This window comes from Pseudomonas fluorescens, from assembly GCF_902498195.1.
GTDB classification, from domain to species: Bacteria; Pseudomonadota; Gammaproteobacteria; order Pseudomonadales; family Pseudomonadaceae; genus Aquipseudomonas; species Aquipseudomonas fluorescens_BU.
In genome coordinates, this window is sequence record NZ_CABVIY010000003.1 from 468,231 (window position 1) to 494,554 (window position 26,324).

25 protein-coding genes and 3 tRNA genes are annotated in these 26,324 nt (G+C 60.7%); 7 read left to right on the forward strand and 21 right to left on the reverse strand.

Going from position 1 to position 26,324, the window contains the following annotated elements; all coding sequences use genetic code 11:
• Positions 1-31 precede the first annotated feature (31 nt).
• The 11 genes from F8N66_RS13030 to F8N66_RS13080 form a co-directional block, all read right to left on the reverse strand.
• Positions 32-1,987 (reverse strand): acetoacetate--CoA ligase, encoded by a 1,956-nt coding sequence (locus tag F8N66_RS13030; protein WP_150770555.1) that lies wholly within the window; start codon positions 1,985-1,987, stop codon positions 32-34.
• 155 nt (positions 1,988-2,142) lie between these two features.
• On the reverse strand, positions 2,143-2,916 hold the full coding sequence (gene hbdH, locus F8N66_RS13035; protein WP_150770556.1) for a 3-hydroxybutyrate dehydrogenase: 774 nt from the start codon (positions 2,914-2,916) through the stop codon (positions 2,143-2,145).
• Positions 2,917-2,923: 7 nt separating this feature from the next.
• Entirely contained in the window at positions 2,924-4,315 is a 1,392-nt protein-coding gene (locus F8N66_RS13040) for a GntP family permease (RefSeq protein WP_150770557.1), read from the reverse strand.
• Between the two features lie 289 nt (positions 4,316-4,604).
• Positions 4,605-6,020 carry a sigma-54 interaction domain-containing protein gene (locus F8N66_RS13045; protein ID WP_150770558.1) on the reverse strand — a complete coding sequence of 472 codons (1,416 nt, stop codon included), beginning with the start codon at positions 6,018-6,020 and terminating at the stop codon, positions 4,605-4,607.
• A gap of 126 nt (positions 6,021-6,146) precedes the next feature.
• Positions 6,147-7,727 (reverse strand): ABC transporter ATP-binding protein, encoded by a 1,581-nt coding sequence (locus F8N66_RS13050; RefSeq protein ID WP_150770559.1) that lies wholly within the window; start codon positions 7,725-7,727, stop codon positions 6,147-6,149.
• 16 nt (positions 7,728-7,743) lie between these two features.
• Positions 7,744-8,766 carry an ABC transporter permease gene (locus F8N66_RS13055; RefSeq protein ID WP_150770560.1) on the reverse strand — a complete coding sequence of 341 codons (1,023 nt, stop codon included), beginning with the start codon at positions 8,764-8,766 and terminating at the stop codon, positions 7,744-7,746.
• A complete protein-coding gene (locus F8N66_RS13060) occupies positions 8,766-9,827 on the reverse strand; it encodes a microcin C ABC transporter permease YejB (protein WP_150770561.1) in 1,062 nt (353 codons plus the stop codon). The genes F8N66_RS13055 and F8N66_RS13060 overlap by 1 nt, the downstream gene beginning before the upstream one ends.
• A complete protein-coding gene (locus tag F8N66_RS13065) occupies positions 9,827-11,695 on the reverse strand; it encodes an extracellular solute-binding protein (RefSeq protein WP_150770562.1) in 1,869 nt (622 codons plus the stop codon). The genes F8N66_RS13060 and F8N66_RS13065 overlap by 1 nt, the downstream gene beginning before the upstream one ends.
• A 135-nt stretch (positions 11,696-11,830) precedes the next feature.
• On the reverse strand, positions 11,831-12,112 hold the full coding sequence (locus F8N66_RS13070) for a peptidylprolyl isomerase (protein ID WP_027923796.1): 282 nt from the start codon (positions 12,110-12,112) through the stop codon (positions 11,831-11,833).
• Between the two features lie 198 nt (positions 12,113-12,310).
• Entirely contained in the window at positions 12,311-13,192 is an 882-nt protein-coding gene (locus F8N66_RS13075; RefSeq protein WP_150770563.1) for a lipase family alpha/beta hydrolase, read from the reverse strand.
• Positions 13,193-13,380: 188 nt separating this feature from the next.
• Positions 13,381-14,454: a 3-deoxy-7-phosphoheptulonate synthase gene (locus F8N66_RS13080; protein WP_150770564.1), complete on the reverse strand. Its 1,074-nt coding sequence runs from the start codon at positions 14,452-14,454 to the stop codon at positions 13,381-13,383.
• Between the two features lie 625 nt (positions 14,455-15,079).
• On the opposite strand from F8N66_RS13080, the gene F8N66_RS13085 reads away from it, so the two are divergent.
• The 7 genes from F8N66_RS13085 to F8N66_RS13115 all read left to right on the forward strand — a co-directional run bounded on the left by F8N66_RS13085 (position 15,080) and on the right by F8N66_RS13115 (position 19,295).
• A complete protein-coding gene (locus F8N66_RS13085; RefSeq protein ID WP_150770565.1) occupies positions 15,080-15,523 on the forward strand; it encodes a GNAT family N-acetyltransferase in 444 nt (147 codons plus the stop codon).
• Between the two features lie 127 nt (positions 15,524-15,650).
• Positions 15,651-16,292 (forward strand): UvrY/SirA/GacA family response regulator transcription factor, encoded by a 642-nt coding sequence (uvrY, locus tag F8N66_RS13090; RefSeq protein WP_008015884.1) that lies wholly within the window; start codon positions 15,651-15,653, stop codon positions 16,290-16,292.
• Positions 16,293-16,294: 2 nt separating this feature from the next.
• Positions 16,295-18,118, forward strand: a complete 1,824-nt coding sequence (gene uvrC / locus F8N66_RS13095) for an excinuclease ABC subunit UvrC (protein WP_150770566.1) — start codon at positions 16,295-16,297, stop codon at positions 18,116-18,118.
• Positions 18,119-18,150: 32 nt separating this feature from the next.
• Positions 18,151-18,711, forward strand: a complete 561-nt coding sequence (gene pgsA / locus F8N66_RS13100) for a CDP-diacylglycerol--glycerol-3-phosphate 3-phosphatidyltransferase (RefSeq protein WP_150770567.1) — start codon at positions 18,151-18,153, stop codon at positions 18,709-18,711.
• A 63-nt stretch (positions 18,712-18,774) separates the two neighbouring features.
• Positions 18,775-18,850, forward strand: a tRNA-Gly gene (locus F8N66_RS13105).
• A gap of 46 nt (positions 18,851-18,896) precedes the next feature.
• A tRNA-Cys gene (locus F8N66_RS13110) sits at positions 18,897-18,970 on the forward strand.
• Between the two features lie 238 nt (positions 18,971-19,208).
• Positions 19,209-19,295: transfer RNA gene (locus F8N66_RS13115), tRNA-Leu, on the forward strand.
• 770 nt (positions 19,296-20,065) lie between these two features.
• Here F8N66_RS13115 and F8N66_RS31475 read toward each other — a convergent pair.
• The 10 genes from F8N66_RS31475 to modA form a co-directional block, all read right to left on the reverse strand.
• A complete protein-coding gene (locus F8N66_RS31475; protein ID WP_191622983.1) occupies positions 20,066-20,509 on the reverse strand; it encodes a hypothetical protein in 444 nt (147 codons plus the stop codon).
• A 173-nt stretch (positions 20,510-20,682) separates the two neighbouring features.
• The gene (locus tag F8N66_RS13130) at positions 20,683-20,976 is read right to left on the reverse strand and encodes a hypothetical protein (protein WP_150770568.1); all 294 of its coding nucleotides are present in this window, start codon (positions 20,974-20,976) and stop codon (positions 20,683-20,685) included.
• Between the two features lie 191 nt (positions 20,977-21,167).
• Positions 21,168-21,368 (reverse strand): hypothetical protein, encoded by a 201-nt coding sequence (locus F8N66_RS13135; RefSeq protein ID WP_150770569.1) that lies wholly within the window; start codon positions 21,366-21,368, stop codon positions 21,168-21,170.
• Positions 21,369-21,539: 171 nt separating this feature from the next.
• Entirely contained in the window at positions 21,540-21,824 is a 285-nt protein-coding gene (locus tag F8N66_RS13140; protein WP_150770570.1) for a hypothetical protein, read from the reverse strand.
• A 209-nt stretch (positions 21,825-22,033) separates the two neighbouring features.
• Positions 22,034-22,264 (reverse strand): hypothetical protein, encoded by a 231-nt coding sequence (locus tag F8N66_RS13145; RefSeq protein WP_034147138.1) that lies wholly within the window; start codon positions 22,262-22,264, stop codon positions 22,034-22,036.
• A 129-nt stretch (positions 22,265-22,393) separates the two neighbouring features.
• On the reverse strand, positions 22,394-22,615 hold the full coding sequence (locus F8N66_RS13150; RefSeq protein WP_150770571.1) for a hypothetical protein: 222 nt from the start codon (positions 22,613-22,615) through the stop codon (positions 22,394-22,396).
• A gap of 72 nt (positions 22,616-22,687) precedes the next feature.
• A complete protein-coding gene (locus F8N66_RS13155; RefSeq protein WP_412070733.1) occupies positions 22,688-23,707 on the reverse strand; it encodes a DNA topoisomerase IB in 1,020 nt (339 codons plus the stop codon).
• A gap of 76 nt (positions 23,708-23,783) precedes the next feature.
• Entirely contained in the window at positions 23,784-24,863 is a 1,080-nt protein-coding gene (gene modC, locus F8N66_RS13160; protein WP_150770573.1) for a molybdenum ABC transporter ATP-binding protein, read from the reverse strand.
• Positions 24,864-24,866: 3 nt separating this feature from the next.
• On the reverse strand, positions 24,867-25,547 hold the full coding sequence (gene modB / locus F8N66_RS13165; protein ID WP_150770574.1) for a molybdate ABC transporter permease subunit: 681 nt from the start codon (positions 25,545-25,547) through the stop codon (positions 24,867-24,869).
• Positions 25,548-26,315 carry a molybdate ABC transporter substrate-binding protein gene (modA, locus tag F8N66_RS13170; protein WP_150770575.1) on the reverse strand — a complete coding sequence of 256 codons (768 nt, stop codon included), beginning with the start codon at positions 26,313-26,315 and terminating at the stop codon, positions 25,548-25,550.
• Between the last annotated feature and the right edge of the window lie 9 nt (positions 26,316-26,324).

Below are 26,324 nucleotides of genomic sequence, written 5' to 3' on the forward strand. Positions count from 1 at the left end.
AGCCTGCGGCAGCTCCTACAAGGGGCGCATTTCAAGTCAGGAGTTCAAGACGGTCGCGGAACTGCTCCAGCGCCTCGGGATTGGCCAGTGCGTCGGTGTTCTTGACCTTCTGCCCATGCACCACATTGCGCACCGCCAGTTCGACGATTTTCCCGCTGATGGTCCGGGGGATATCCGTCACCGCGACAATCTTCGCCGGCACATGGCGCGGCGTGGTATTGGCGCGGATGACCTGGCGAATCTGCTGCTGCAAGGCTTCATCCAGTTCCACCCCCTCCAGCAAACGCACGAACAGCACCACGCGCACATCGTCCTGCCATTGCTGGCCGATGGCGACGCTGTCGAGCACCTGCGGCACCTTTTCCACCTGCCGGTAGATTTCCGCCGTGCCGATGCGCACGCCGCCGGGGTTGAGCACGGCGTCGGAGCGCCCGTGGATCATCATCGCGCCATGGGGCAATTGTTCGGCGTAATCACCCTGGGCCCAGACCCCGGGAAACTGGCTGAAATACGAGGCCCGCAGTTTTTCGCCGTCGGGATCGTGCCACAGGCCGACCGGCATCGCCGGGAAGTGGCGGGTACACACCAACTCACCTTTTTCGCCCACCACCGGCTGACCGGCGTCATTCCACACCTCGACGGCCATGCCCAGGCTCTTGCCCTGCATCTCGCCCCGACGCACCGCTTGCAAGGGATTGCCGTTGGCGAAGCACGAGACGATATCGGTACCGCCCGACATCGAGGCCAGGCACACGTCCGTCTTGAGGTCGCGGTAGACGTAGTCGTAGCTCTGGGGCGACAGCGCAGAGCCGGTGCAGAGCAGGGTTTTCAGGCTGCCCAGGTCGTGGCTTTCCCTGGGTTTGACGCCGCTGCTTTCCAGGGTGGCGAGGTACTTGGGGCTGGTGCCGAAGACGCTGATGCGCTCGTCGTCGATCAGGTCCATCAGGCGTTCGGAGGCGGGCTGGAACGGCGAGCCGTCGTACAGCACCACGGAACTGCCCACTGCCAGGGCCGAGACCAGCCAGTTCCACATCATCCAGCCGCAGGTGGTGTAGTAGAACAGGCGCTCGCCGGGGCCCAGGTCGCAATGCAGGCCATGTTCCTTGACGTGCTGCAGCAGTACGCCGCCCGTGCTGTGGACGATGCATTTGGGCACGCCGGTGGTGCCGCTGGAGTAGAGGATGTAGAGCGGATGGTTGAACGGGACGGCGACGAAATCCGGTTCGCCGCCGGGAAAGTAGAAGTCGTCCCAGAGCGTGACGTTGGCCGGGGTATGGAAGTCTTCGATGCGGGCATCGGGCCGCGCGTAAGGCACGATGACCAATTGCTGCAAGGACGGCAGGCGTTCGAGGATTTCGTTGAGCTTGACGCTCTGGTCGATCTCCTTGCCGGCGTAGCGGTAGCCGGCGCACGTCACTAGCACTTTCGGTTCGATCTGGCCGAACCGGTCGATCACTCCCTGGGTGCCGAAATCCGGTGACGAACACGACCAGATCGCCCCCAGGCTGGTGGTGGCGAGCATGGCGACCAGGGTTTGCCAGGTGTTGGGCATGCACGCGGCGACCCGGTCGCCGAGGCCGACGCCCGCCGCCATCAGGCCGCCCTGGAACCCGGCGACATGCTCGGCCAGTTCGGCCCAGGTCAGGTGCTCGCGCTGACCGTTTTCCGCCACGGCCACCACCGCGACTGCATCGTCGCGCCGGCGCAGCAGGTGCTCGGCAAAATTCAGGGTCGCGCCGGGGAACCACTGGGCGCTGGGCATCTGCGCGCCTTCCAGCAGCACCGCGTCGGGTTGCTGATGGAAACGGATATCGAAGAAGTCGACAATCGCCTGCCAGAAGTCCTGGCGCTGGTCGATGGACCATTGGTGCAGGGCCGGGTAGTCATCGAGGTGCACGTGATGTCGTGCAACGAGGAAGCGCCGAAAGGCCTCCATGCGGGTCTTGGCGATGCGCTCGGCACCGGGTTGCCACAATACTTCGGACATGATTTGCCTCTTCTTTTATTGTTCATGCACAAGCGGCGGTAGACACATCACCTGTGGGAGCGGGCTTGCTCGCGAAAGCGGTGTGTCAGTTGAAATAATGTCAACTGACACACCGCTTTCGCGAGCAAGCCCGCTCCCACAGAGTGCGTCGGCGTTTATTGCGCCAACCACCCACCATCAATATTCCACGCCGCGCCCCGCACCTGGCTGCCGGCTTCGCTGCACAGGAACAGCACCAGCTCGCCCAGTTGCGGCGGGGTCACGAATTCCAGCGACGGCTGTTTCTCAGCCAGCAGGTCATGCTGCGCCTGCTGCGGATCGATCCCGGTCGCGGCACGATCATCGATTTGCTTCTGCACCAGCGGCGTCAGCACCCAGCCCGGGCAAATCGCGTTGCAGGTGACGTTGCTGGTGGCGGTTTCCAGGGCGACGACCTTGGTCAAGCCGATCACGCCATGTTTGGCCGCCACGTAGGCGGCCTTGCCCGTCGAACCGACCAGGCCATGCACCGAAGCGATGTTGATCACCCGGCCCCAGCCCTTGGCGCGCATGCCCGGCAGGCTCAGGCGGGTGCTGTGAAACACCGACGAGAGGTTGATGGCAATGATCGAATCCCAGCGCTCCACCGGGAACTCGTCCACCGGCGCCACGTGCTGGATGCCAGCGTTGTTGACCAGAATGTCGACACCGCCAAACTCGCGTTCGGCGTAGGCGATCATGTCGGCGATCTGCGCCGGGTCGCTGACGTCGGCGGGGTGATGGCCAACCTTGCCACCGAATTGCTCGACCTCGGCGATCACCCTGGACGCATCGCCGAAACCGTTGAGGATCAGATTGGCGCCGGCCTTGGCCAGGCTCAGTGCAATCCCCAGGCCGATGCCGCTGGTGGAACCGGTGACCAGTGCGGTCTTGCCCGAAAGAGTCGTCATGAATACCTCACACAATGCCAGTGGCGTAGAAGGTGCCGATCACCACGAAAACCGCCAGGGTCTTGATCAGCGTAATACAGAAAATGTCTTTGTAGGCCTCGCGGTGGGTCAGGCCGGTGACCGCCAGCAAGGTAATCACCGCGCCGTTGTGCGGCAGGGTGTCCATGCCGCCACTGGCCATCGCGGCCACCCGGTGCAGCACTTCCAGCGGGATGTTGGCGGCGTGGGCGGCGGCGATGAACTGCTCGGACATGGCGGCCAGTGCGATGCTCATGCCACCCGAGGCGGAACCGGTGATACCGGCCAGCAAGGTTACGGTGATCGCTTCATTGACCAGTGGGTTGGGAATGCTCTTGAGCCAGTCGGCCAGCACCAGGAAGCCTGGCAGGGACGCGATGACCGCGCCAAAGCCGTATTCCGAGGCGGTATTCATCGCCGCCAGCAACGCACCGCTGACCGCGCTTTTACTGCCTTCGGCCAGTTTGCTGCGGATCGCCTGGAAGCCAAACGCGAGCACCATGATGATGCCTACCAGCAGCGCTGCCTGTACCGCCCAGATCGCGGTGAGTTTGGCGATGTCGGTGGTGACCGGCGTGGCCATCCCCGGCAGTGCCAGGCTATGGGTCTTGCCGTACCACTGCGGAATCCACTGGGTGAACAGCAAGTTCATGATGCCCACGGCCAGCAACGGCGACAGGGCGATCCACGGGTTGGGCAGCTTGATGTCGGCAGCGGTTTCCGGCTCGTTGCGCAGGTCTGTGCCGTAGCCTTCACCCGCTCGCTGGGCTTTGTTGCGCTGACGCTGGAGAAACAGCATGCCGGCGCAGACGACGAAGATCGCACCGATCACACCCAGCCAGGGCGCTGCCCAGGCCGTGGTGTTGAAGAAGGTGCTGGGGATGATGTTCTGGATCTGCGGGGTGCCGGGCAGGGCGTCCATGGTGAACGAGAACGCGCCAAGGGCGATGGTCGCCGGGATCAGGCGCTTGGGAATGTTGCTCTGGCGGAACATCTCGGCGGCAAACGGATAGACCGCGAACACCACCACGAACAGCGACACGCCGCCGTAGGTGAGGAGGGCGCAGACCAGCACGATCACCAGCATGGCCTGGCTCGTGCCGAGCAAGCGAATGGCGGCGGCGACGATGGAGCGCGAGAAGCCCGACAGCTCGATCAGCTTGCCGAACACGGCGCCGAGCAGGAACACCGGGAAGTAGAGTTTGATGAACCCGACCATTTTTTCCATGAACACGCCGGTGAAGGCGGGCGCGACGGCGGAAGGGTCAGTCAGCAGGACGGCGCCGAGGGCGGCAATGGGAGCAAAAAGGATAACGCTATAGCCACGGTAGGCAGCCAGCATCAGCAGCGCGAGGGCTGCCAAGGCAATGATCACACTCATGGTGTGTCTCCTGGGATTGTTATTTTTGTAAGGGTGAATCTTTGTAGGAAAAGTCTTTAGCGAGTTTCGTGCCAGATCGATAAATCATTGAAATATAAGGAAATAGTCGCTTTCGATGAGTGTGATTTATAGATTTTATCTCTGTTTGGAGACATATGATGTCAGGACTGGCCCTTTCGCGGGCAAGCCCGCTCCCACAGGTTCATGGGATGTCCAGACAAATGCGGTCATTGTGGGAGCGGGCTTGCTCGCGAAGAGGCCATATCTACCAATAGAGATCATTGTCTCTTTATTGAGACTCTACTATCCCCAATGCCACCATCTTCTTGTACAACGTCGACCGCCCCAGCCCCAGTCGCGCCGCCGCTTCAATCACCTTGCCCCCGCATTGCGCCAGGGCGGTTTCGATCAGTTGCCGGTCAAACCGTTCCCGTGCCGCACTGAACGTCTCATGTTCCAGTGGCTGGACCGGCAACGCAGCCGCCCGCTCAACCGGGGTAAAGGTCCCGATTGCAGCCCGGATGTCCGCCGCCGACAGGCGTAAGTCATCACTGAGCAACGCCGCCCGCTCCAGTACGTTACGCAGTTCGCGAATGTTCCCCGGCCAGGCATGTTCGCCCAGCAGAGCCAGTGCTTCGCTGTTGAGTTCATGCTGGCTACGCAGTTCTTCAAGGATCGCTTCACTGAGGGCCGGCAGGTCGTCGAGACGATCGCGCAGCGGCGGGACGTGGATCGGCAGGACGTTGAGGCGGTAATACAGGTCGGCGCGAAACTCGCCGCGCTTGATCGCCGCTTCCAGGTCCGTGGAGGTTGCGGCGATGACGCGCACGTCGCTCTGGATCACCTCGTTGGAGCCCACCGGTTCGAATTCCTTTTCCTGCAACACCCGCAGCAGTTTGCTTTGCAGCGTCAGGGGCATGTCGCCGATTTCATCGAGGAACAGCGTTCCGCCTTGGGCGATCTGCAATTTGCCGGCGCGGCCCTTGCGGTCGGCGCCGGTAAAGGCGCCGGGGGCGGTGCCGAAGAATTCGGCTTCCAGCAGCGATTCGGGAATCGCCGCGCTGTTGATGCTGACAAACGCCTTGTGCGCACGGGGCGACGCGTTGTGCACCGCCTGCGCCAGCAATTCCTTGCCCGTGCCGGTTTCGCCGAGCAGCAACACCGGCGAGTCGGTACTGGCACTGCGCCGGGCACGGCGCTTGACTTCCAGGCTGGCGGCGCTGGTGCCGATGAAGTGGGCGAAGTTGTATTTGGTCTGCCGCGCGCGCAGCAGCGAGCGGGTGGACGCCAGCTCTTCCTGCATGCTCATGTAGCGCTTGAGCATCGGCGACAGGCTGCGCAATTCGTCGAACAGCGCAAAGCCGATGGCGCCGATCACTTCGCCCGCGTCGTCATGGATCGGCAGGCGCATGACCACCAGCGGTTCCTTGGGGGTGTCCTGCATATCGAGCAAGATCGGCCGGCCGGTGCGCACCACTTCGCGCAACAGGCTGCCGGGGATCACGCTTTCACAGGCCTTGCCGATGGCGACCTCGGCCGATTGCAGGCCGAAACGGCGGGCGTAGCGCTCGTTCATCCAGACGATGTTGGCATCGCGGTCGACGATCACCGTGCCCTCACTCGACTGCTCGATGATCTCGAACAGGGAGCGGATCGCCAGCAGGCGCACACGCTGGTAGTCCTTGAGGCTTTCGGTGGTGTTCATGTATGCGGATCCTGGTGATGTAGTGCCTTTGCTGGCCTCTTCGCGAGCAAGCCCGCTCCCACCGTTAATAAGTGGGAGCGGGCTTGTTCGCAAAGGCCGCGACACGGTCTGACTGCATGACATCGATTATGCCTGCTGCAAATGCGCCGCCGCCAACAGCTCCTTGGTGTACGGATGCTGCGGTGCATCGAACACCTGGTGACTGGCGCCGCTTTCCACCACCTTGCCGTCCTTGACCACGATCATGTCGTGGGCCAGGGCGCGGACCACGGCCAGGTCGTGGCTGATGAACAGATAGGTCAGGCCATGTTTTTCCTGAAGCTGGCGGAGCAGGGCGACCACTTGTTTTTGCACGGTGCGGTCCAGTGCGGAGGTGGGTTCGTCCAGCAGAATCAGCGCCGGTTTCAGCACCAGCGCCCGGGCGATGGCGATGCGCTGGCGCTGGCCCCCGGAGAACTCGTGGGGGTAGCGATGGCGGCTTTGCGGGTCGAGGCCGACTTCCTGCAGCGCGCGAATCACCTCGGCATTGCACTGCTCGGCATTCAACTGGCTATGCACTTCCAGGCCTTCGCTGATGATCTGCGCCACCGACATCCGTGGGCTGAGGCTGCCGAACGGGTCCTGGAACACCACCTGCATTTTCTTGCGCCACGGCCGCAATTGCTTTTGCGTAAGGCCGTCCAGCGCCTGGCCCTGGAAGCGAATGCCGCCCTCGGAGTCGAGCAGGCGCAGGATCGCCTGGCCCAGCGTGGACTTGCCGGAGCCGGACTCGCCGACAATGCCCAGGGTCTTGCCGCGCTGGACATTCAGGCTGATGCCGTCCACGGCGTTCAAATAGGTCTTGCGCCGGAACACACCGCCACCCACGGCAAATTGCACCCGCAGATCGTCCACTTCGAGCACGTTCTCGCGCTCTTCGCGGGGCAGCGCTTCACCCTCCGGCTCGGCGTTCAGCAGCACGCAGCTGTAGGGGTGTTTCGGCTCGGTAAACAGGGTTTCGCAGCTGGCCTGCTCGACGATTTCACCCGCCTTCATCACGCAGACGCGCTGGGCGATGCTGCGCACCAGGTTGAGGTCGTGGCTGATCAGCAACAGCGACATGCCGAGGCGCTGTTGCAAGGATTTGAGCAGCAGCAGGATCTTGCGCTGCACGGTGACGTCCAGCGCGGTAGTGGGTTCGTCGGCGATCAGCAGTTCCGGCTCGCAGGCCAGGGCCATGGCGATCATCACCCGTTGACGCTGGCCGCCGGACAGTTGATGGGGATAGGCCTTGAGGCGCTCCTTGGGTTTCTGGATACCCACCAGGTGCAGCAGCTCAAGAATGCGCGCCTGCGCCGCTTTGCCCGCCATGCCTTTGTGCACCAGCAAGGTTTCGCCGATCTGCTTTTCGATGCTGTGCAAGGGGTTCAGGGAGGTCATCGGCTCCTGGAAGATCATGGCGATGCGGTTGCCGCGCAATTGACGCAGTTTTTTTGCATCGGCGCCCACCAGTTCCTGGCCGCGATAACGGATGCTGCCGGTGGTTTCGGTACCGCATTCGGGCAGCAGTTGCAGGATCGAGTGGGCGGTCACCGACTTGCCCGACCCCGACTCGCCGACCAGTGCCAGGCATTCGCCGGGGCGGATGTCCAGGCACAGGTTGCGCACCACGGTCTGGCCACTGAAGGCCACGCTGAGGTCACGGATTTCGATCAGATTAATACTCATATCAGCCGCCCGTAGCTCAAGATCGAGGGTCAAACGCGTCGCGCAGGGCTTCGCCGATGAACACCAGTAGAGAAAGAATCAATGCCAGGGTGAAAAACGCCGTCAGCCCCAGCCACGGCGCCTGCAGGTTCTGCTTGCCCTGACCGATCAGTTCGCCAAGCGACGCGCTGCCGGCCGGCATGCCGAAGCCGAGGAAGTCCAGTGCGGTGAGGGTCGAAATGGCACCCGTGAGAATGAACGGAAGGTAGCTCAAGGTCGCGTTCATCGCGTTGGGCAGGATATGCCGCACGATCACTTTGCGATCGGTCAGGCCCAGCGCCCGTGCGGCCTTGACGTATTCCAGGTTGCGTCCACGCAGGAACTCGGCACGCACCACGTCCACCAGCGCCAGCCAGGAAAACAGCGCCATGATCCCCAGCAGCCACCAGAAATTCGGCTCCACAAACCCGGACAGGATGATCAGCAAGTACAGCACTGGCAGCCCCGACCAGACCTCCAGCAGCCGCTGGCCAAGCAGGTCGACCCAGCCACCGTAATAGCCTTGCAGGGCGCCGGCGGCAATGCCGATCAGCGCGCTGACGAAGGTCAGCATCAAGGCAAACAGAATCGATACCCGCGCGCCGAAAATCACCCGGGCCAACACGTCCCGCGCCTGGTCGTCGGTGCCCAGCCAGTTCACGTTCGACGGCGGGCTCGGGGCCGGTTTGTTCAGGTCGTAGTTCGGCGTGTCGTCACTGAAGGGGATTGGCGGGAACAGCAGCCAGCCACCGTCCTTCTTGATCAGGTGTTGCACGTAGTCGCTGCGGTAGTCGGCCTGGAACGGCAGTTGCCCGCCGAATTCCTGCTCGGTGTAGCGCTTGAAGGTCGGGAAATACCACTGGCCTTGATAGCTGACCAGCAACGGCTTGTCGTTGGCGATCAGTTCGCCGCCCAGGGTCAGCAGGAACAGGCCGACAAACAACCACAGCGACCACCAGCCGCGACGGTTTTTCTTGAAACGTTCGAAACGACGACGGCCCAGCGGCGAAAGCTTGAACATCAGGCGTTCCTCGCGGCGAAGTCGATGCGCGGGTCGACCAGGGTGTAGCACAGGTCGCCCACCAGTTTTATCAGCAGGCCGAACAAGGTGAAAATGAACAGCGAGCCAAACACCACCGGATAGTCCCGGGACACGGCGGCCTCATAGCTCATGCGCCCCAGGCCATCGAGGGAGAAGATCACCTCGATCAGCAGGGAACCGGCAAAAAATACGCTGATGAAGGCCTGGGGAATGCCCGACACCACCAGCAACATGGCGTTGCGGAACACGTGGCCATACAGCACCCGCCGCTCACTCAAGCCCTTGGCGCGAGCGGTGACCACGTATTGGCGGGTGATTTCATTGAGAAACGAGTTTTTGGTCAGGATGGTCAGGGTGGCGAAACCACCGATCACCAGCGCCGTCACCGGCAGCACCAGGTGCCAGAAGTAATCGGCGACCTTGCCCAGGGTCGACAGCGACTCGAAATTGTCCGACACCAGCCCGCGCACCGGAAACCAGTTCAGCGACGTGCCGCCGGCAAAGATCACGATCAGGAACATCGCGAACAGGAACGCCGGCATCGCGTAGCCGATGATGATCGCGGTACTGCTCCAGATATCGAATTGGCTGCCGTGGTGCACCGCCTTGCGAATCCCCAGCGGGATCGACACCAGGTAGGTGATCAGCGTCGCCCAGAGCCCGAGGGAGATGGTCACCGGCATTTTCTGCAGGATCAGGTCGGTGACCGTGGCGCCGCGGAAGAAACTCTTGCCGAAGTCCAGGCGCGCATAACTGGTGAGCATCAGCCAGAGCCGCTCGTGGGCCGGTTTGTCGAAGCCGTACTGTTTCTCGATGTCCTTGATCAGTTGCGGGTCGAGGCCGCGACTGGCCCGTGAGGTGCCGCTCATGGTCTCGCCCGAGCCGCCGCCGACACTGGCGCCGCCAATGCCTTGCAGATGGGCGATGGCCTGTTCCACCGGGCCGCCCGGCGCGGCCTGGACGATGACGAAGTTGACCAGGAGAATGATCACCAGCGTCGGAATGATCAGCAGCAGGCGCCGCAGTATGTAAGCCCACATCAGTGCGGTCCTCCGGGGCTGCCACGGCGAATACGTTCGGCGGTCATTTGCTGGTTGGTCAGCGGCGTGGTGCTCATTTCCCACCAGCTTTCGATGGCTTCGTCATTGCTGGCCTGCACGTTCGGGATGCCGAAGCGGTTCCACCAGACGGTGGACGTTCCCGGCGGGTAATAGTTGGGGATCCAGTAGTAGTTCCATTGCAGCACCCGATCCAGCGCATGGGCGTAGCGCAACATGTCGGCCTTGTTGTCGGCGCGCACCAGGCCGTTGATCAGGGTGTCCACCGCCGGGTTCTTCAGGACCATGTAGTTGTTGGAACCCGGGTCGGTGGCGGCTGCGGAACCGAAATAATTCAACAGTTCGCCCCCCGGAGAGGTGGTGACCGGGTAGCCGGTGACGATCATGTCGTAGTCGCGGCTCATCAAGCGGTTGACGTATTGGGACGAGTCGATGCGGCGAATGTTCAGGTCAATGCCGATCTGTTTCAGTGTGCGCTTGTACGGCAACAGCAAGCGGTCCATGCCGTTCTGGCTGACCAGGAACGTGAAACTCAGCGGCTCACCGTCGGCGTTGACCAGTTGATCGCCCTGGGGTTTCCAGCCGGCCTGCTCGAGCAAGGCCAGGGCTTGCAGCTGCTTGTCGCGAATCACGCCGCTGCCATCGGTTTTCGGCGCCTCGAATACCTGGCTGAAGACTTCGTCGGGGATCTGCCCGCGCAAGGGTTCGAGAATCGCCAGCTCGCCGGCATCCGGCAATTGTCGCGCGGCGAGTTCGGTATTGGAAAAGAAGCTCTGCTGGCGGATGTACAGGTTGCGCATCATCTGCCGGTTGCTCCATTCGAAATCCCAGAGCATGACCAGCGCCTGACGCACCCGGCGATCCTGGAACATCGGTTTGTCCAGGTTGAAAACAAAGCCCTGGCTCGGTTGCGGCGCCTCCGTCGCCAGGTGGGCCTTCTGCAGGCGGCCGTCGCTCAGGGCCGGGCTTTCATAGCCAATGGAATATCCGGTGGCGGAAAACTCGCGGTTGTAGTCGTAGGCGCCGCCGCGCAGGACCTGGCGGGCAACGTCGGTGTCGCCGAAGTATTCGATGCTGAAATGATCGAAATTGTACAGGCCACGGCTCACCGGCAGGTCCTTGCCCCACCAGTCGGGGTTGCGTTCGAAGGTGATGCTGCGCCCGGAGTCGACCTTGCCCACCCTGTACGGCCCGCTACCCAGTGGTGCCTCGTAACCGCCGCCACCGGCGAAGTCGCGGGTTTTCCACCAGTGCTCGGGAAACACCGGCAGGGTCGCGATGTCCAGCGGCAGTGTGCGGTTTTCGTTGTTCTTGAAGTCGAAGCGCACGGTCAGGGGCGACTCCACTTCGACGCCTTTGACATCGGCGAATTGGGTGCGATAACGCAGGCTGCCCTGGGTCATCAACAGGTCGAAGGTATAGCGCACGTCTTCGGCGGTGATGGGTTTGCCATCGGCGAAACGGGCCTTGGGATTGAGGAAGAAACGCAGGGACAGGCCGTCATCGCTGCGTTCCATCTGCTGCGCCACCAGGCCATATACGGTGTAGGGCTCATCCAGGGAACGTTGGGCCAGGGGCGAATAGAGCAAACCATCGATCTGCGTGACGCCAATGCCCTTGTCGATGTAGGGCAGGACATGGTCGAAGTGGCCGATCTCGATCGCCGAGCGACGCATGGTGCCGCCCTTGGGGGCCTGCGGATTGGAGTAGGCGAAGTGACTGAAGCCGGCGGGGTACCTGGCCGGCTCACCGTAGACGGTCAACGCATGTTGCGGTGCAGCGTTCACACCGGCGGCGCCCAATAGCAGGGCCACGGCAGTGAATAACACAGTAGGGAAAGCCAGTCGCATTGTCAGCCTTAGAGCCGGGTGGTCGTTAACGACAATTTGTACGCTAGCGGCGCGTCCCTCGCCAGCCGAATCGCGTATCTGAAACACGACGGCCCACCAAAAGGCGGGCCGTCGTGATGCAACGCCGGACGTCGATCAGTCCTGACGGCTGGTCACTTCCAGCAAGTGGTAGCCGAACTGAGTCTTCACCGGGCCTTGCACGACGTTGATCGGCGCGCTGAAGACCACGGTGTCGAACTCCTTGACCATCTGGCCCGGACCGAACGAACCCAGGTCACCGCCCTGGCGGCTGGAAGGGCAAGTGGAGTTGGCCTTGGCGATTTCGGCGAAATCAGCGCCGCCCTCGATCTGGGCCTTCAGTTCGTTGCACTTGGCTTCGCTGGCTACGAGGATGTGGCGGGCAGTGGCTTTAGCCATGGGAAATTACTCCTTTCAATGTTCTGTAAAATGTGGAGCCTACCGGATTCAGTGAGCTATTTCTCCTGTAGGAGCGAGCATGCTCGCGAAAAATGTCTGTACCGCACGGCCATTGAGGCCTGGTGCGTCGTAAATGCCACCCACCGTCGGAACGCCGCCCGCCGCCAGCATAGTGCCTGCAAGTGACCGGCATCACGATCAAAGCCCCGCTTTTATCAGCCGTTCGGCGTGCTGCACGTACAGCTCGATCGGGTCGATGCTGTTTGCCGTCGGCAGGCCTGCCTGGCGCAGGGTTCCCAGATGGTCCAGCGGATAGTCGGAACGAATGACGCTGCCCAGATGGGAGCTGTAGCGTCCGACCATGCCATCGTTCTGATCGGCTTCGGTGGTGAAAAATCGGGAAAAGGCCCTCAAGAAGCCGTGCAACGGATCGATGGGGTTGAAGGGGTCATCCAGAAGGTTTTTCGCCAGGACGCCGCTCCAGGAGTAATAGCGGACTCCGTTGACCTGTTCGCAGCCGTTGCCGCCCCAGGTTTCAGGCAGTCCTTGCGGGTATTTTTCGTTGAAGGCACCTGTACCCTCGGTCGTCAGGGCGTTCAGGGCGGCGACGGAGTCTTGTGGCAGGCGCCGGTTGCCACTGAGGAGCGACAGGAAATCTGCAAAAAGGGTCGCCACCGTATCGGCGATGTGTTCCGGCAAGCGGCCAGGGGTAAGGGCCTTGCGCAGGAAGTCGGCCAGCTCCGAACCATGGTTCGGTCCACTGACGGAGGTCACCGAAGCCACCGACTGCGGCGCGACCGCCCCCGCATAACGTGCCGCCAGTGCGCCCTGGCTGTGACCGATCAGGTTGACTTTAATCGCGCCGGTGCCCTCCAGAACCCGTTCGATCTGCGCCAGCAGTTGCTCGCCGCGTGTTTCGTTACTGTGGGTGGCCGACAGGTGTGGCACGAAGACGCGCGCGCCACCGCTCCTGAGGGCTTGCTTGATGTCATGAAAGAGTTCGAAGTTGCCGATCCGGTCGAAGCCGAAGAGCCCGTGGATCAGCAGGATGGGATAATGAGTGTCTGCATTCCGTTGCATGATTTTGTCCTTTTTGGCGTCCAGGGAGGCGCCTTGCGCCTCACTCTAAAACACTGGGACGTGGTCGCGATGTATGAAAAAGACGCGGTCAGTGGACGAAAGTGGCATTGAGAAACGCCGAAAAAGGCGAGGTGCGGGAGGTCCCGCCGGGGACTCTCCGCGCTCTGTCCGGCGAGTTCCCTGCGGGATTAACCGCGCTGAGAACGCAGTCGCTGCGCCGCCTGCAGCAACAGTTCTTCCGTCCCGTTCCAGCCCAGGCAACCGTCGGTGACCGACACGCCGTACTTAAGGGTAGGGCTCAACGGTTGGCAACCCTCGAACAGATGGCTTTCGATCATCATGCCAATCAGCGAGCGGTCACCCTGCAGGCGTTGTTCCAGCACATCGTTGAACACCGCCGGCTGGCGCAACGGATCTTTGCCACTGTTGGCGTGGCTGCAGTCGACCATGATCCGGGCCGGAATCTTCAGGCGTGTCAGGTCGCTGTGTACCCTGGTCACGCTGGCACGGTCGTAGTTCGGTCCGTCGTGGCCACCGCGCAGGACCAGATGGGTGTCGGCATTGCCCGGGGTCTGAATGATCGCCGGGTGGCCCTGGCTGTCGACGCCGAAGTGGCGATGCGGATGGGCGGCCGAACGCATGGCGTCGCTGGCGACCGCGACACCGCCGTCGGTGCCGTTCTTGAAACCGACCGGCATGCTCAGACCGCTGGCCATTTCGCGGTGGATCTGCGATTCGGTGGTGCGGGCACCGATGGCCACCCAGCTCAGCAAATCATCGAAGTAACCGGCGGCCATGGGTTGCAGCAGTTCGGTTGCCACCGGCAAGCCCAGCATGAGCATTTCGCGCATCAGTTCGCGGGAAAGGGTCAGGCCGCCCGCCATGTCGTCGCTGCCATCCAGGCGCGGATCGTAGGCCAGGCCTTTCCAGCCGACCGTGGTGCGGGGTTTTTCGACGTAGGCGCGCATCACCAACAGCATTTGGTCGCTGACGTCGTCGGCCAGGCGGGCCAGCTTGGCGGCGTATTCGAGTGCTGATTTCGGGTCGTGAATCGAGCAGGGGCCGACAATGACCAGCAGACGGGAATCTTCTCCGTTGAGGATCGCGCGAACCGCCTGGCGGTGAGCCGCGACTTGCTGGGTCAGTGCCAGGGTGAGCGGCAGTTGCTGTTTGAGTTGCAACGAGCTGGGCAGACGCAAGGTCAGCGCTTCATTGGCAGGGCTCAGGGTCGACAGTGGCAGAGCAGAGACGGACGAGTTCATATTCAGGCTTCCTGGGCTGGCGGCGGGTGGGTTCCCGCGTGCTCGGCCCTATTGGGGTGTTCGACAATTGGCCAAATTGGCTGCGTGTGTGTGCTTGCCACCTGTGGGTGACCGATCGGAGGCGGCAGGCTGTCCCGAACGGAGGGTGGTAAATCGCCAGGCGGTAAAACTGTCGTAACGGTAATAAGTGGCGTAGTTCATGTGCTTGATCCTCTGAATGTCTGGTGTGTTGCTAAAAATGTTCGGGGCTGAAAAAACAAAACCCCCGGTCGGGAGGCCGACCGGGGGTTGAGTATTCTCTGGTGGCGACCCGTCTAAAGTGGGCGCCGTGTGGGTATCAGGCGCGCCAGTGGCTAAACCAATACCCAAAATAAAAGCTGACCGGAGCACAAGCGTCGTTCGCCCGCGCAGCCGCAACCGAGCGCAGGGCGCTGGCGGTACGAAGCGGGGAGAGGGCGTTGAACATGTTGTGTCTCCGATGGATGGCCCGAGCTTACTAGAGCCCGGTACGAGGATTCAATCAGAAAATGCTATCGGGTACAGGTAGCGTGTTATATCGCTTGAGTGACATGCCGGTTGTGACCACACTTAGTCTCCCTGATAGATCAACCGTCGTGGAGGCACAATGGAGTTTGAGTGGCGTGCGGCAACGGACGGCGATCTCGATTTCGCACGCGAACTGACTTGCCGGAACATGCTGCGCTATTACATCCAGCACGACCTGCTTTGGCAGGACGAGGCGTTCGATGTGGCCTGGGCGGGGCGGGAAAACCGCTTGATTGTGCGCGGCGGGCATCCGGTGGGGTACGTCAGCCTGAGTCGCGATGCCAGGGCGCTGTACATCCGTGAAATACACATTGACGAAGGGTTTCGCCGGCAGGGCGCGGGTTCCTGGGCGATCGATCAGGTATTTGCCATGGCCTGCCAGGAACGGCGCCCGGCATTGCGCTTGACGGTTTTTGAAAACAACCCGGCGCGGGCGTTGTATGAAAGAAAAGGATTACAGGTGGTGGGGGCGGACCCGTGTTTCCTGAGGATGCAGCGCGACGTCGAGGCCTCGGATCGCTGAAACACGCATGGCACAGGGCTTCCAAGATAACTGGAAACTTTTTATCTGACGCTTTCCGCTAGGTTTGCCGGTGGCTTTTTTGCTAAGGTGTCGGCAACCCAATAAGACCATATCGCGAGGTGTCTGCTTGATTAGGGTGCTAGTAGTCGATGACCATGATCTCGTTCGTACAGGCATTACACGAATGCTGGCTGACATCGATGGCCTTCAAGTAGTCGGCCAGGCTGAATCGGGGGAAGAGTCCCTGCTCAAGGCGCGCGAGCTGAAACCCGATGTGGTGTTGATGGACGTCAAGATGCCCGGGATTGGTGGTCTTGAAGCCACTCGCAAATTGCTGCGCAGTCATCCGGACATCAAGGTCGTGGCGGTGACGGTCTGTGAGGAAGATCCGTTTCCTACACGCTTGTTGCAGGCGGGCGCCGCCGGATACCTGACCAAGGGCGCGGGCTTGCCGGAAATGGTCCAGGCCATCCGCCTGGTGTTTGCCGGGCAGCGCTACATCAGTCCGCAGATTGCCCAGCAACTGGCGATCAAATCCTTCCAGCCGACCAATGATTCACCTTTCGACGCCCTGTCCGAGCGGGAAATCCAGATTGCGTTGATGATCGTCGGCTGCCAGAAGGTCCAGATCATCTCCGACAAGCTGTGCCTGTCGCCCAAAACCGTAAATACCTACCGTTACCGCATTTTCGAAAAGCTTTCGATCAGTAGTGATGTCGAGTTGACGCTGCTGGCGGTTCGTCACGGCATGGTTGATGCCAGCCTCTGAAAATGACCGAAACCTTTGATCCAAGCGCCTTCCTGTCGACCGTCAGTGGGCGTCCCGGTGTGTATCGCATGTTCGACAGCGAAGCGCGCCTTTTGTATGTCGGCAAAGCCAAGAACCTCAAGAATCGCCTGTCCAGTTACTTCAGGAAAACCGGACTGGCGCCCAAGACGGCCGCGCTGGTGTCGCGTATCGCCCAGGTCGAGACGACCATCACTGCCAACGAAACCGAGGCATTGCTGCTTGAACAGACGCTGATCAAGGAGTGGCGCCCGCCGTACAACATCCTGCTGCGCGATGACAAATCCTACCCCTACGTTTTTCTGTCCGATGGCCAGTTCCCGCGCTTGAGCATTCATCGCGGTGCGAAGAAAGCCAAGGGCAAGTACTTCGGCCCGTACCCCAGCGCCGGTGCGATTCGCGAAAGCCTGAGCCTGCTGCAAAAGACTTTTTTTGTTCGCCAGTGCGAAGACAGCTATTACAAGAACCGTACGCGTCCATGCCTTCAGTACCAGATCAAGCGCTGCAAGGCGCCTTGTGTCGGGCTGGTCGAACCCGAGGTGTATGCCGAGGACGTGCGACATTCGGTGATGTTCCTGGAGGGGCGCAGCAATGCGCTGACCGACGAGTTGTCGGCGGGCATGGAAGAGGCGGCGATCAACCTGGAGTTCGAACGTGCCGCCGAGCTGCGTGACCAGATCTCACTGCTGCGCAGGGTCCAGGACCAGCAGAGCATGGAAGGCGGGACCGGGGACGTCGATGTGATCGCGGCGTTCGTCAACCCGGGCGGTGCATGCGTGCACTTGATCAGTGTTCGCGGTGGGCGGGTGCTGGGAAGCAAGAATTTTTTCCCGCAGGTGGGTATTGAAGAAGACGTTTCCGAGGTAATGGCGGCGTTTCTTGGCCAGTATTTCATCAGCAGTCCTGAGCGCGACTTACCGAGCGAGCTGATCGTCAACGTGGTTCATGATGATTTTCCGACGCTGATTGCGGCCATTGAAGAATTGCGCGGTCGCGAACTGACCATCAGTCATCGGGTGCGCGGTACGCGGGCACGCTGGCAACAACTGGCGGTCACCAACGCCGAGCAGGCACTGGGCGCGCGCCTGGCTAATCGTCAGCACATCACGGCACGTTTCGATGCGCTGGCCGAGGTGCTGCAACTGGACGAGCCGCCACAGCGCCTAGAATGCTATGACATCAGTCACTCCAGCGGTGAAGCGACCGTGGCGTCCTGCGTGGTGTTCGGCCCAGAAGGCCCGATCAAGTCCGATTACCGTCGCTACAACATTGAAGGCGTAACGGCCGGGGATGACTACGCGGCAATGCACCAGGCGCTGACCCGGCGTTTCAGCAAGCTGAAGGACGGGGAGGGCAAGCTGCCAGATATTTTGCTGGTGGACGGCGGCAAGGGGCAGCTGTCCATGGCCCGTGATGTGCTCAATGAGCTGGCGGTGCCGGACCTGATCCTCCTCGGGGTGGCCAAGGGCGCGACGCGCAAGGCCGGCTTCGAAACCCTGTACCTCAACGATGCCGCCCATGAATTCACATTGCGCGGCGATTCCCCCGCGCTGCACCTGATTCAACAGATTCGCGACGAAGCTCACCGCTTTGCCATCACCGGTCACCGTGCTCGTCGTGGAAAAACCCGTCGTACGTCTACGCTTGAGGGCGTTGCCGGCGTCGGGCCGACACGTCGCCGCGATTTGTTGAAACATTTTGGTGGATTGCAGGAGCTGTCTCGTGCCAGCATCGAAGAGATCGCCAAAGCACCCGGGATCAGTAAAAAGCTCGCAGAGTTGATTTATGCAAATCTGCACAGCGAGTAGAATGCCACCTCACCTCGTAGCCAGTTGTGCCGATGAATATCCCTAATCTGATTACCGTTCTACGCGTCCTGCTCATCCCGATCTTCATTTTACTGTTCTACCTGCCTTATCAGTGGAGCTACCTGGCATCAGCCTCGGTCTTCGCATTTGCCGCTGCCACGGACTGGCTGGACGGGTATCTGGCCCGCCGTCTGGAGCAAAGCACGCCGTTCGGGGCTTTTCTCGATCCCGTCGCCGACAAATTGATGGTCGCCGTTGCGCTGGTACTGCTGGTGCAGGAACACGGCAACCTGTGGCTCACGCTGCCTGCGGCAGTCATCATCGGTCGCGAGATCGTGGTCTCGGCCCTGCGTGAATGGATGGCCGAACTCGGCGCCCGTGCCCACGTGGCCGTGTCGAACCTGGGCAAATGGAAAACCGCCGCACAGATGCTCGCGCTGGTGATTCTGCTGGCCAACCCGTCAGACTTCAGTTTCTGGGTGATGTTGGGTTACGCCCTGCTGATGGTGTCCGCGGGCCTGACTTTGTGGTCCATGGTTCAATACTTGCGAGCTGCCTGGCCCCATCTGAAGACCGACGTTGAAAAGAAATAAAACTTTTTTGAATCAAAGGGTTGACGGGGCTTCTGGATTCTATAGAATGCGCCACACCAAGACGCGGGAATAGCTCAGTTGGTAGAGCACGACCTTGCCAAGGTCGGGGTCGCGAGTTCGAGTCTCGTTTCCCGCTCCAAGTTTTACGCATTTGATGTCGCTGCTACTGACAGCAAATGTTTTGAGGCCGAGTAGCAAAATGGTTATGCAGCGGATTGCAAATCCGCCTACGCCGGTTCGATTCCGACCTCGGCCTCCACTATAAACAACCCCGTAGATCGATGATCTACGGGGTTTTTTATTGCGGTCGGGAAAGTGCAGTACCTGGCAAATGCCCCCGCTCTTCGCGATCAATCTAAAAAAACTTTGTAGGTCTATGATTTACAGAGTTTTTATTTTCTTGAGTCTGCAAGATTTAGTCTGAATAATCGCAACTGCGACCTTGCTTCACGGGGACGGGATGTATATATTTCCCCCCTCTGATTCACCGCGCTACCGCCCGAATGGCGAAACTGGTAGACGCATGGGACTTAAAATCCCCCGCTCGTAAGGGCGTGCCGGTTCGATTCCGGCTTCGGGCACCATTTAAAATCAAGGGTTTGCGGGCGAAAGCTGATGCAAACCCTTGTTTGTTTCAGGGGGGCGTCATTTCTCCCGCTGGCGAAACTGTTTGATCAACCTGAAAGCCTCGGCAGTTGCCGGGGCTTTTTCGTTTTTAGCTTTCTGAGGCTTTCGAGGTGTCCGAATCCATCAGTCAGTCCTCTGGTCTTCGTCAGGCTTACTCCGAGCGATGATCTCGTCGATGGTTTCCGCTATAAAGTCCGCGTTCGCGCTGAGGACGCCCAGACGGTCCTCAATGCGGTTGGATAGTTCACGGGAGCCGCGCTGATCGATCCATAGGCCAATCTCCTCTTTGGCGCATCCGAGGGAGCACAGGGTTTTAAGGGCCGTACGTCATAGATGGTCGTTCGAGCCAGGCCGTACAGGCGCTGGGAGGGCGGCGTAAATGAGCGGGAATGAAAAAGCCCGCATGGGCGGGCTGTTTTTTCACACTGGTTGCTGATCCCTCAGCTGCATTGAGTGTAGATGGCGTCCTGCGAGGTGCAAGTCGAAACGAAAAGCCCGACGCATGGGTCGGGCTTTTGGTGGATGGGCCAAATCCCTTTGGCTGAGTGCATTGTGCCGGGTCAATGTGACGACTGTGTGAAAGGGCTGATGCCGGGCGGATTTCCTGACAATGCATCCGCGCGTCACATAGAACGCAATATTTAAGATTTAAATAATATTTAAATCAATTATTTAGGATCGATAGTTGAAGTTAGATGTAACTACGGCGTAATGCAGCGCAGGGCTGTCACTCGCAGGCAGTGATGACGGCCTTTTCGGCGCGCTGGATTTCTTGCTTGACGTCTGTCGTGATTCGCTGCTCCTTGCGCTGTTGCCCAAGGAAGGTTTGATCGCCCCGTGACTTGACCTCGGCGTCCGTAGCGGCAACTTGCGCCTGGACCTTGTCGGAATGTTCTGAAATGACCGTTTCCACTTCTTCCTTGGTCTTGGCGGTATCCAGGGCGCTGATGAGATTCCCCACTTCGGCCTTTTCGGCCTCGGCATAGCCTTCGACAGACAAGCCGGCGGCCATGGCGCGTGCCTGGATTTGCACGGTCTTGAGATGCTCCTGTGCGACTTCGCACAATTTATCCTGACGCGGATCCTTGCTGGCTTCCCACGTGCTGAACCCGTAAGCCACGGCAACTACAAATGCCACAACGACCGTTGCGCCAATAAATCTGCCTTTCACGATTACCTGCTCTCCAAATGACAACGGAGTGATCGTCCAATTCTGTTTTAGAGTTGAAAGACTAGCTCAGGATGCAAGGAAAGTGGCCCAGTAAATCGCAGGCAAGGGGCAGCCTCCAATGGTCAGCGAAGGTTCCAGCGGTCATGAGCGCGCTGGACAGGGACGGGGGATGCTCAGCCCTCGGAGTCGTTTTTCTGTTGTGTTTTTCCGTCATCCTTTGGGTTGTTAGAGGACGCCGCTTCTTTTTCCAGGGTTTGTGAATCGGCGCCGGAATTTGAACCTGCGGCTTCCTCGCCTTTTTTGCTGGCCTTGTCCTGATTGGACTCAGTGCCATGGGCCTGGTTTAAACCGGGGATGGCGGCAGGTGGAACGGCGGATCCCTGGCTGGCGGTTTCTGCCGCAAATGCATGGAATGAAGCACTCGATAGCAGGGCGAGAAGTGTGATCGCAGCTGTTTTTCTGTTCATGATTCGGGTCTTCCACGCGCAGGGATGTATGGCTTTGGAAGGGGGACGAAGGGAAAGGTGCCAGGCGCCTGACGAGTGGGGAATGAGAGGAGCGGCATTCATGCAGCGGGCATGTACTGCCACAGCCAGGCTTTATAGCGATTACCACCTGCCGAAAGCTTGACCGTGCGCAGCGTATCTACAGGGCTCAATCAACCGCCCGTTTCCTGTTGCGCCTTTCGCCGATCGCTGCCGTCAGGGTTGCCGCTGTTGATCAGTCTCCTTTCCAGCAGGATATTTTGCAGCGCCTGCCGGTCCGACGGGTTCAGTTGGTCTTCTCGCTCCTTGAGTTCAAGCAGGATCGGGCTGGACCACTGGCGATAGGTGTGTTCGGCATTACGAATGGATGACATCGCTTCCTCCTTGATCAGGCTGGCGCCACAAAGGGCGCCGCCATTCGATACGAAAGAGACCCTAGACGAGGAAGCGGATTGCCGCCAATGCAGTACGTCGGGCTTCGGCCTTGGAGGTATCAGGCACCTGTCGACGCTGGGCCGACCAGGCCCAGCCGTCGATGCTATCGGTTATACGAAAGGTTGCCCGGCAAAACCACGGGGCAGTCGTTGCAACCCGGCTATGGCCGTCAACCGCTCGGTCCAGGACTGGCGCCAGTCAGCATCGCTGTGGGGGGCTTTGTTTTTGCGTGCGGCGCGTCGCGCAGCATTGCGTTGGGCTTTGCGCGCTTCCTTGTAGGCGTCGGTGTTTCGGCAGCTTCGGCATTTGACCCGGTTGAGTTCGCGGGTGGAGGTGAGGTTGTTGCCTTTGTGACCGCAGGCCAGGTGCCCGCTGACGTTGAAGTGAGTGACCATCAGGACGTCTCCTCGTGACGTGTGATCGTTTGACCGCACGCGGGGGGTGACGTTCGTTGCCGGCCCTGGCACAAAAAAATCCCAGCGCCGGGCTGGGTGGGGGGAGCAGCACGCAATGATCGGGCAGGCATTCATTCGGTAACGAAGGGGTGTCGCCGATCATGCCTGCGCTGTCAGAACGCTGTTTTGCATCAGCTGCCTGCAAGAAGTCATCTGAACCGTGGCAGCGGCCGGTCGACCGGTTTAAGCGCCGACAGGGTGTTGCGAATCAGCGGCGTATCCTTCTCGATGTCGTTCAGGCGATCGCGAATCCTGAGGGCGGTGGGATGTCCGCCTTGATGATCGACCCAATCGGCGATTTCCTTGCACGCCGCAGCCAGGCGAACCTGACGGGAATCAAGCAGGGTGAGCAGGGTGGTGATGGACTCTTTTTCCGACATGGGAAACACCTCCGTTGAAGACACCTGGCGGGGCAGTAAAAAGCCCGCTGGGAGCGAGCTTCTACCGATGGTCGCTGGTCCCTCAGCGCTCTCTTCAGTATAGACCCGTAAAAAGCACGTCAAGGCTCATCAGCCTTGGCGGGCTGTCACTTGTGATCTGGCATTCAGCTGGCGGCAGACGCGCAACGCGTCTTCTTCAAGATCGTAGCCGTCACCGATGAAGCCGTTGGTGCGGGTATCGTTTATGCGGTACCAGACGGCGGCATCCGGGGGTGGATGTCCGATTTCACCGGCCCGGCGTCCATGAATAATGATCTTGTTGCAGCGCTTGACGACGAATATGTCTTCCATGGCTTCACCGCAGCTGATTTGTGTACAGATCAACTATAGAAGCCATTTGTCATCGTGCAAAAAATAGGCAGGTCAATTCGTCGGTTCAGACGCCAGTTGCTCCAGCAGCATGGCCAGCGCGACCTCTTCGGCACGCAAGCCTTTGCGCACCCTGGGCCTGGGTAATTTGGCCAATGCACCTAAATGAAATCCGTCGAGTACACCGGGATGGATGTAGCACTTGCGGCAAACCGCCGGTGTATTACCCAGTTGTCTGGCGACGCTTTTGACCATTTCCACCACTTGCCGCTTCGCCTCCGATTCCGGCTCCCACTGCAACTCGCGCAGCACGGAGAGCGCCAGGGCGCTGCCGGCCCAGGTGCGGTAATCCTTGGCGGTGAAATCGGCGCCGGTCAGGGTTTGCAAGTAGGCGTTGATGTCGGCGGAGGTGACCGTATGCCGTTCACCGTTCTCATCGAGGTATTGAAAGAGGTTCTGCCCGGGTATCTCCTGGCAACGCTTGACGATTCTCGCCAGCCGCCGGTCCTTCACGGTGATTTGATGTTCGACGCCACTTTTGCCCCGAAACTGGAATTTGATCGCGCTGCCGTTGATCTCCACGTGACGGTCGCGCAGGGTGGTCAGGCCATAGGAACGGTTGTCCCGGGCGTATTGAGCGTTGCCCACACGGATCAATGTCGCATCGAGCAGGGTAATGACCGTGGCCATGACCTTCTCGCGACTGAAACCCGGAGCGGCCAGGATGGCCTCCAGTTTTTTACGCAGTTTAGGCAATGCCAGGCCAAAATCCCGCAGGCGCGAATACTTGTCGGTGTCGCGCACTTCACGCCAGCGCGGGTGATAGCGGTACTGCTTGCGACCTCGCGCGTCGCGGCCGGTGGCTTGCAGATGCCCGCGCGGGTCGGCGCAGATCCACACATCGGTGTAGGCCGGCGGCACCGCGAGGGCATTGATGCGCCCAATCTCGTCGGGATCGGTGATGCGTTGACCGGCCGGATCGAAATAACAGACCTTGCCGCGCAATGTCTTGCGGGCGATTCCGGGCAGCGTGTCATCGACGTAATGCAGGTCGGGCGGCAGCGCATCGGGCATGGCGATTGTCCTGGGCAAGGAATCCGGGGGGCGTTACAGCCATTGACCCCACGGTGCGCCAGTCGTGCCAGTGGAGTTATGCCAGGACCGCCACGGCCTTGATCTGGGCCCAGAGTGGCTGTCCGGGATGCACGTTCAACTGGTCGCGCGAGTAGCGGGTGATCCGCGCCAGCAGTGGCGTGCCCGCGGCGTCCAGGCGCACCAGCACATGGGCGGCGTTGTCGGCACCCATTTCACTGACCACGGTGACGGGCAGGCGATTGAGAATGCTGCTGTGCTCGGCGTTGTGCAGGCTCAGGCTGACATCCCGCGCCTGGACCTTGCAGCGCAACGCCTGGCCCGGCGCCATCGGCGTATGGGTCACGCGGATATCCAGGGCCGTCCCGGGCAGTTGCAGGGTCAGCAACTGGTAATCGGCGTCGTAACGGCTGACGCGACCCTCGATCACCACGCCCGCGTCGTCGCCCAGCGCCAGTGGCAAGTCGAGACGGGCCAGGGTCTGGCCGATGGGGCCGCTGGCCAGTGCCTTGCCGTTGCTGAGCAGCACGATATGATCGGCCAGCCGCGCCACTTCATCCTGGGAGTGGCTGACGTAGAGCACCGGGATGTCCAGTTCATCGTGCAGCCGTTGCAGGTAGGGCAGGATTTCGCTTTTGCGCTGAGAGTCCAGGGCAGCCAGCGGTTCATCCATCAGTAACAGTTTCGGGCTGGTGAGCAGGGCGCGGGCGATGCCGATGCGCTGCCGTTCACCGCCTGACAAGTGTTGCGGATGGCGATCGAGCAGGTGGCCGATCCCCAGCAACTCGGTGGCGTGGGCCATGTCGACCCGACGCTGGGGTTTCGGGATTCGCTTCAGGCCGAATTCAAGGTTGGCCAGCACCGACAGATGCGGGAACAGGCTGGCTTCCTGAAACACGTAGCCCAGGGCACGCTTGTGCGGGGCGACGAACATCTTCTGCTCACTGTCCTGCCAGACTTCGTCGTTGACCTGGATAAAGCCTCGGTCGGCGCGCTCCAGGCCGGCAATGCAGCGCAGGCACGTGGTCTTGCCCGAGCCGGAATGGCCGTAGAGCGCCGTGACGCCACGGCCGGGCAACTGCAAGTCGACATCCAGGGCGAACCCCGAATAACTCATCTTCAATCGCATCTGAATCATCGATCAGCTCCAGCCCGCTTTGGTTTTACGGCTGGAGTACAGCGCCAGCAATACCGCAAAGGAGAACACCAGCATCGCCCCGGCCAGCCAATGGGCCTGGGCGTATTCCATGGCTTCGACGTGGTCGTAGATCTGCACCGAGACCACCCGGGTCTTGTCGGGAATATTGCCGCCGATCATCAGCACCACGCCGAACTCGCCGACGGTATGGGCGAAGCCGAGAATGGCCGCCGTGATGAAGCCGGGGCGGGCCAAGGGCAGGGTCACACTGAAAAAGCTGTCCCAGGGGTTGGCGCGCAGGGTCGCGGCCACTTCCAGCGGACGGGTGCCAATGGCGGAAAATGCGTTTTGCAGGGGCTGGACCACGAACGGCATCGAGTACAGCACCGAACCGATCACCAACCCGGCAAAACTGAATGTCAGGGTGCCAAGCCCCAGTGACTGGGTGAACTGGCCGACAAACCCGTGCGGGCCGAGGGCCAGCAACAGGTAAAAGCCGATCACCGTGGGCGGCAGCACCAGGGGCAGGGCGACGATCGCCCCGACCGGGCCGCGCAGCCAGGATTGGGTGCGCGAGAGCCACAACGCCAGCGGAGTGCCGATCAGCAACAGGATGACGGTCGTCAGGGACGCCAGTTTCAGGGTCAGCCAGATGGCGGAAAAATCGGCACTCGTCAGGGTCATTTAGAGTTGGTAACCGTAGGACTTGATGACAGCAGCGGCTTTCGGGCCCTTGAGGTAGTCAACCAGCGCTTTGGCAGCCGGATTGTCCTTGCCCTTGTTGAGAATGACCGCGTCTTGTTTGATCGGGTCATGCAGGTCTGCCGGAACGATCCAGGCCGAACCGCCGGTGACTTTGCCGTCTTTGTAGATCTGCGACAAGGCCACGAAGCCCAATTCGGCATTGCCGGTGGACACGAACTGATAGGCCTGGGTGATGTTCTGGCCTTCAACGATTTTGTCCTTGACCTTGTCGGTCAGGCCTTTTTTGGCCAGCACCTGGGTGGCCGCCAGGCCATAAGGCGCAGCTTTCGGGTTGGCGATGGACAGGTGCTGATACTGGTTGTCGCTCAGTACCTGGCCCTTGGCATCGACATAACCTTCCTTGGCCGACCACAGCGCCAGGGTGCCGATGGCGTAGGTAAAGCGCGAGCCCTTGACCGTGTCGCCTTCTTTTTCCAGTTTCTCCGGGGTGGTGTCGTCCGCCGAAAGGAACACTTCGAACGGCGCGCCATTCTTGATCTGGGTATAGAACTGACCGGTCGCACCGAACGAAGTCACCAGTTTATGACCAGTGTCCTTTTCGAAATCGGCGGCAATCGCCTGGATGGGCGCTGTGAAGTTGGCAGCGACCGCGACCTGGACTTCGTCGGCCTGGGCAGTGCCGAAGGCGAACATGGCGACCAAAGTCGCCAGGCAAGTGGGGGCAAAACGTGAGGCGCGAAAGGTCATGAAACGGCT

Bases quoted from the DNA above. Each gene is read 5' to 3' on its own strand.
- F8N66_RS13030 (WP_150770555.1), bottom strand. From the start codon at position 1,987: ATGTCCGAAGTATTGTGGCAACCCGGTGCCGAGCGCATCGCCAAGACC.
- hbdH (WP_150770556.1), bottom strand. From the start codon at position 2,916: ATGACGACTCTTTCGGGCAAGACCGCACTGGTCACCGGTTCCACCAGC.
- F8N66_RS13040 (WP_150770557.1), bottom strand. From the start codon at position 4,315: ATGAGTGTGATCATTGCCTTGGCAGCCCTCGCGCTGCTGATGCTGGCT.
- F8N66_RS13045 (WP_150770558.1), bottom strand. From the start codon at position 6,020: ATGAACACCACCGAAAGCCTCAAGGACTACCAGCGTGTGCGCCTGCTG.
- F8N66_RS13050 (WP_150770559.1), bottom strand. From the start codon at position 7,727: ATGAGTATTAATCTGATCGAAATCCGTGACCTCAGCGTGGCCTTCAGT.
- F8N66_RS13055 (WP_150770560.1), bottom strand. From the start codon at position 8,766: ATGTTCAAGCTTTCGCCGCTGGGCCGTCGTCGTTTCGAACGTTTCAAG.
- F8N66_RS13060 (WP_150770561.1), bottom strand. From the start codon at position 9,827: ATGTGGGCTTACATACTGCGGCGCCTGCTGCTGATCATTCCGACGCTG.
- F8N66_RS13065 (WP_150770562.1), bottom strand. From the start codon at position 11,695: ATGCGACTGGCTTTCCCTACTGTGTTATTCACTGCCGTGGCCCTGCTA.
- F8N66_RS13070 (WP_027923796.1), bottom strand. From the start codon at position 12,112: ATGGCTAAAGCCACTGCCCGCCACATCCTCGTAGCCAGCGAAGCCAAG.
- F8N66_RS13075 (WP_150770563.1), bottom strand. From the start codon at position 13,192: ATGCAACGGAATGCAGACACTCATTATCCCATCCTGCTGATCCACGGG.
- F8N66_RS13080 (WP_150770564.1), bottom strand. From the start codon at position 14,454: ATGAACTCGTCCGTCTCTGCTCTGCCACTGTCGACCCTGAGCCCTGCC.
- F8N66_RS13085 (WP_150770565.1), top strand. From the start codon at position 15,080: ATGGAGTTTGAGTGGCGTGCGGCAACGGACGGCGATCTCGATTTCGCA.
- uvrC (WP_150770566.1), top strand. From the start codon at position 16,295: ATGACCGAAACCTTTGATCCAAGCGCCTTCCTGTCGACCGTCAGTGGG.
- pgsA (WP_150770567.1), top strand. From the start codon at position 18,151: ATGAATATCCCTAATCTGATTACCGTTCTACGCGTCCTGCTCATCCCG.
- F8N66_RS13130 (WP_150770568.1), bottom strand. From the start codon at position 20,976: ATGAACAGAAAAACAGCTGCGATCACACTTCTCGCCCTGCTATCGAGT.
- F8N66_RS13135 (WP_150770569.1), bottom strand. From the start codon at position 21,368: ATGTCATCCATTCGTAATGCCGAACACACCTATCGCCAGTGGTCCAGC.
- F8N66_RS13140 (WP_150770570.1), bottom strand. From the start codon at position 21,824: ATGGTCACTCACTTCAACGTCAGCGGGCACCTGGCCTGCGGTCACAAA.
- F8N66_RS13145 (WP_034147138.1), bottom strand. From the start codon at position 22,264: ATGTCGGAAAAAGAGTCCATCACCACCCTGCTCACCCTGCTTGATTCC.
- F8N66_RS13150 (WP_150770571.1), bottom strand. From the start codon at position 22,615: ATGGAAGACATATTCGTCGTCAAGCGCTGCAACAAGATCATTATTCAT.
- F8N66_RS13155 (WP_412070733.1), bottom strand. From the start codon at position 23,707: ATGCCCGATGCGCTGCCGCCCGACCTGCATTACGTCGATGACACGCTG.
- modC (WP_150770573.1), bottom strand. From the start codon at position 24,863: ATGATTCAGATGCGATTGAAGATGAGTTATTCGGGGTTCGCCCTGGAT.
- modB (WP_150770574.1), bottom strand. From the start codon at position 25,547: ATGACCCTGACGAGTGCCGATTTTTCCGCCATCTGGCTGACCCTGAAA.
- modA (WP_150770575.1), bottom strand. From the start codon at position 26,315: ATGACCTTTCGCGCCTCACGTTTTGCCCCCACTTGCCTGGCGACTTTG.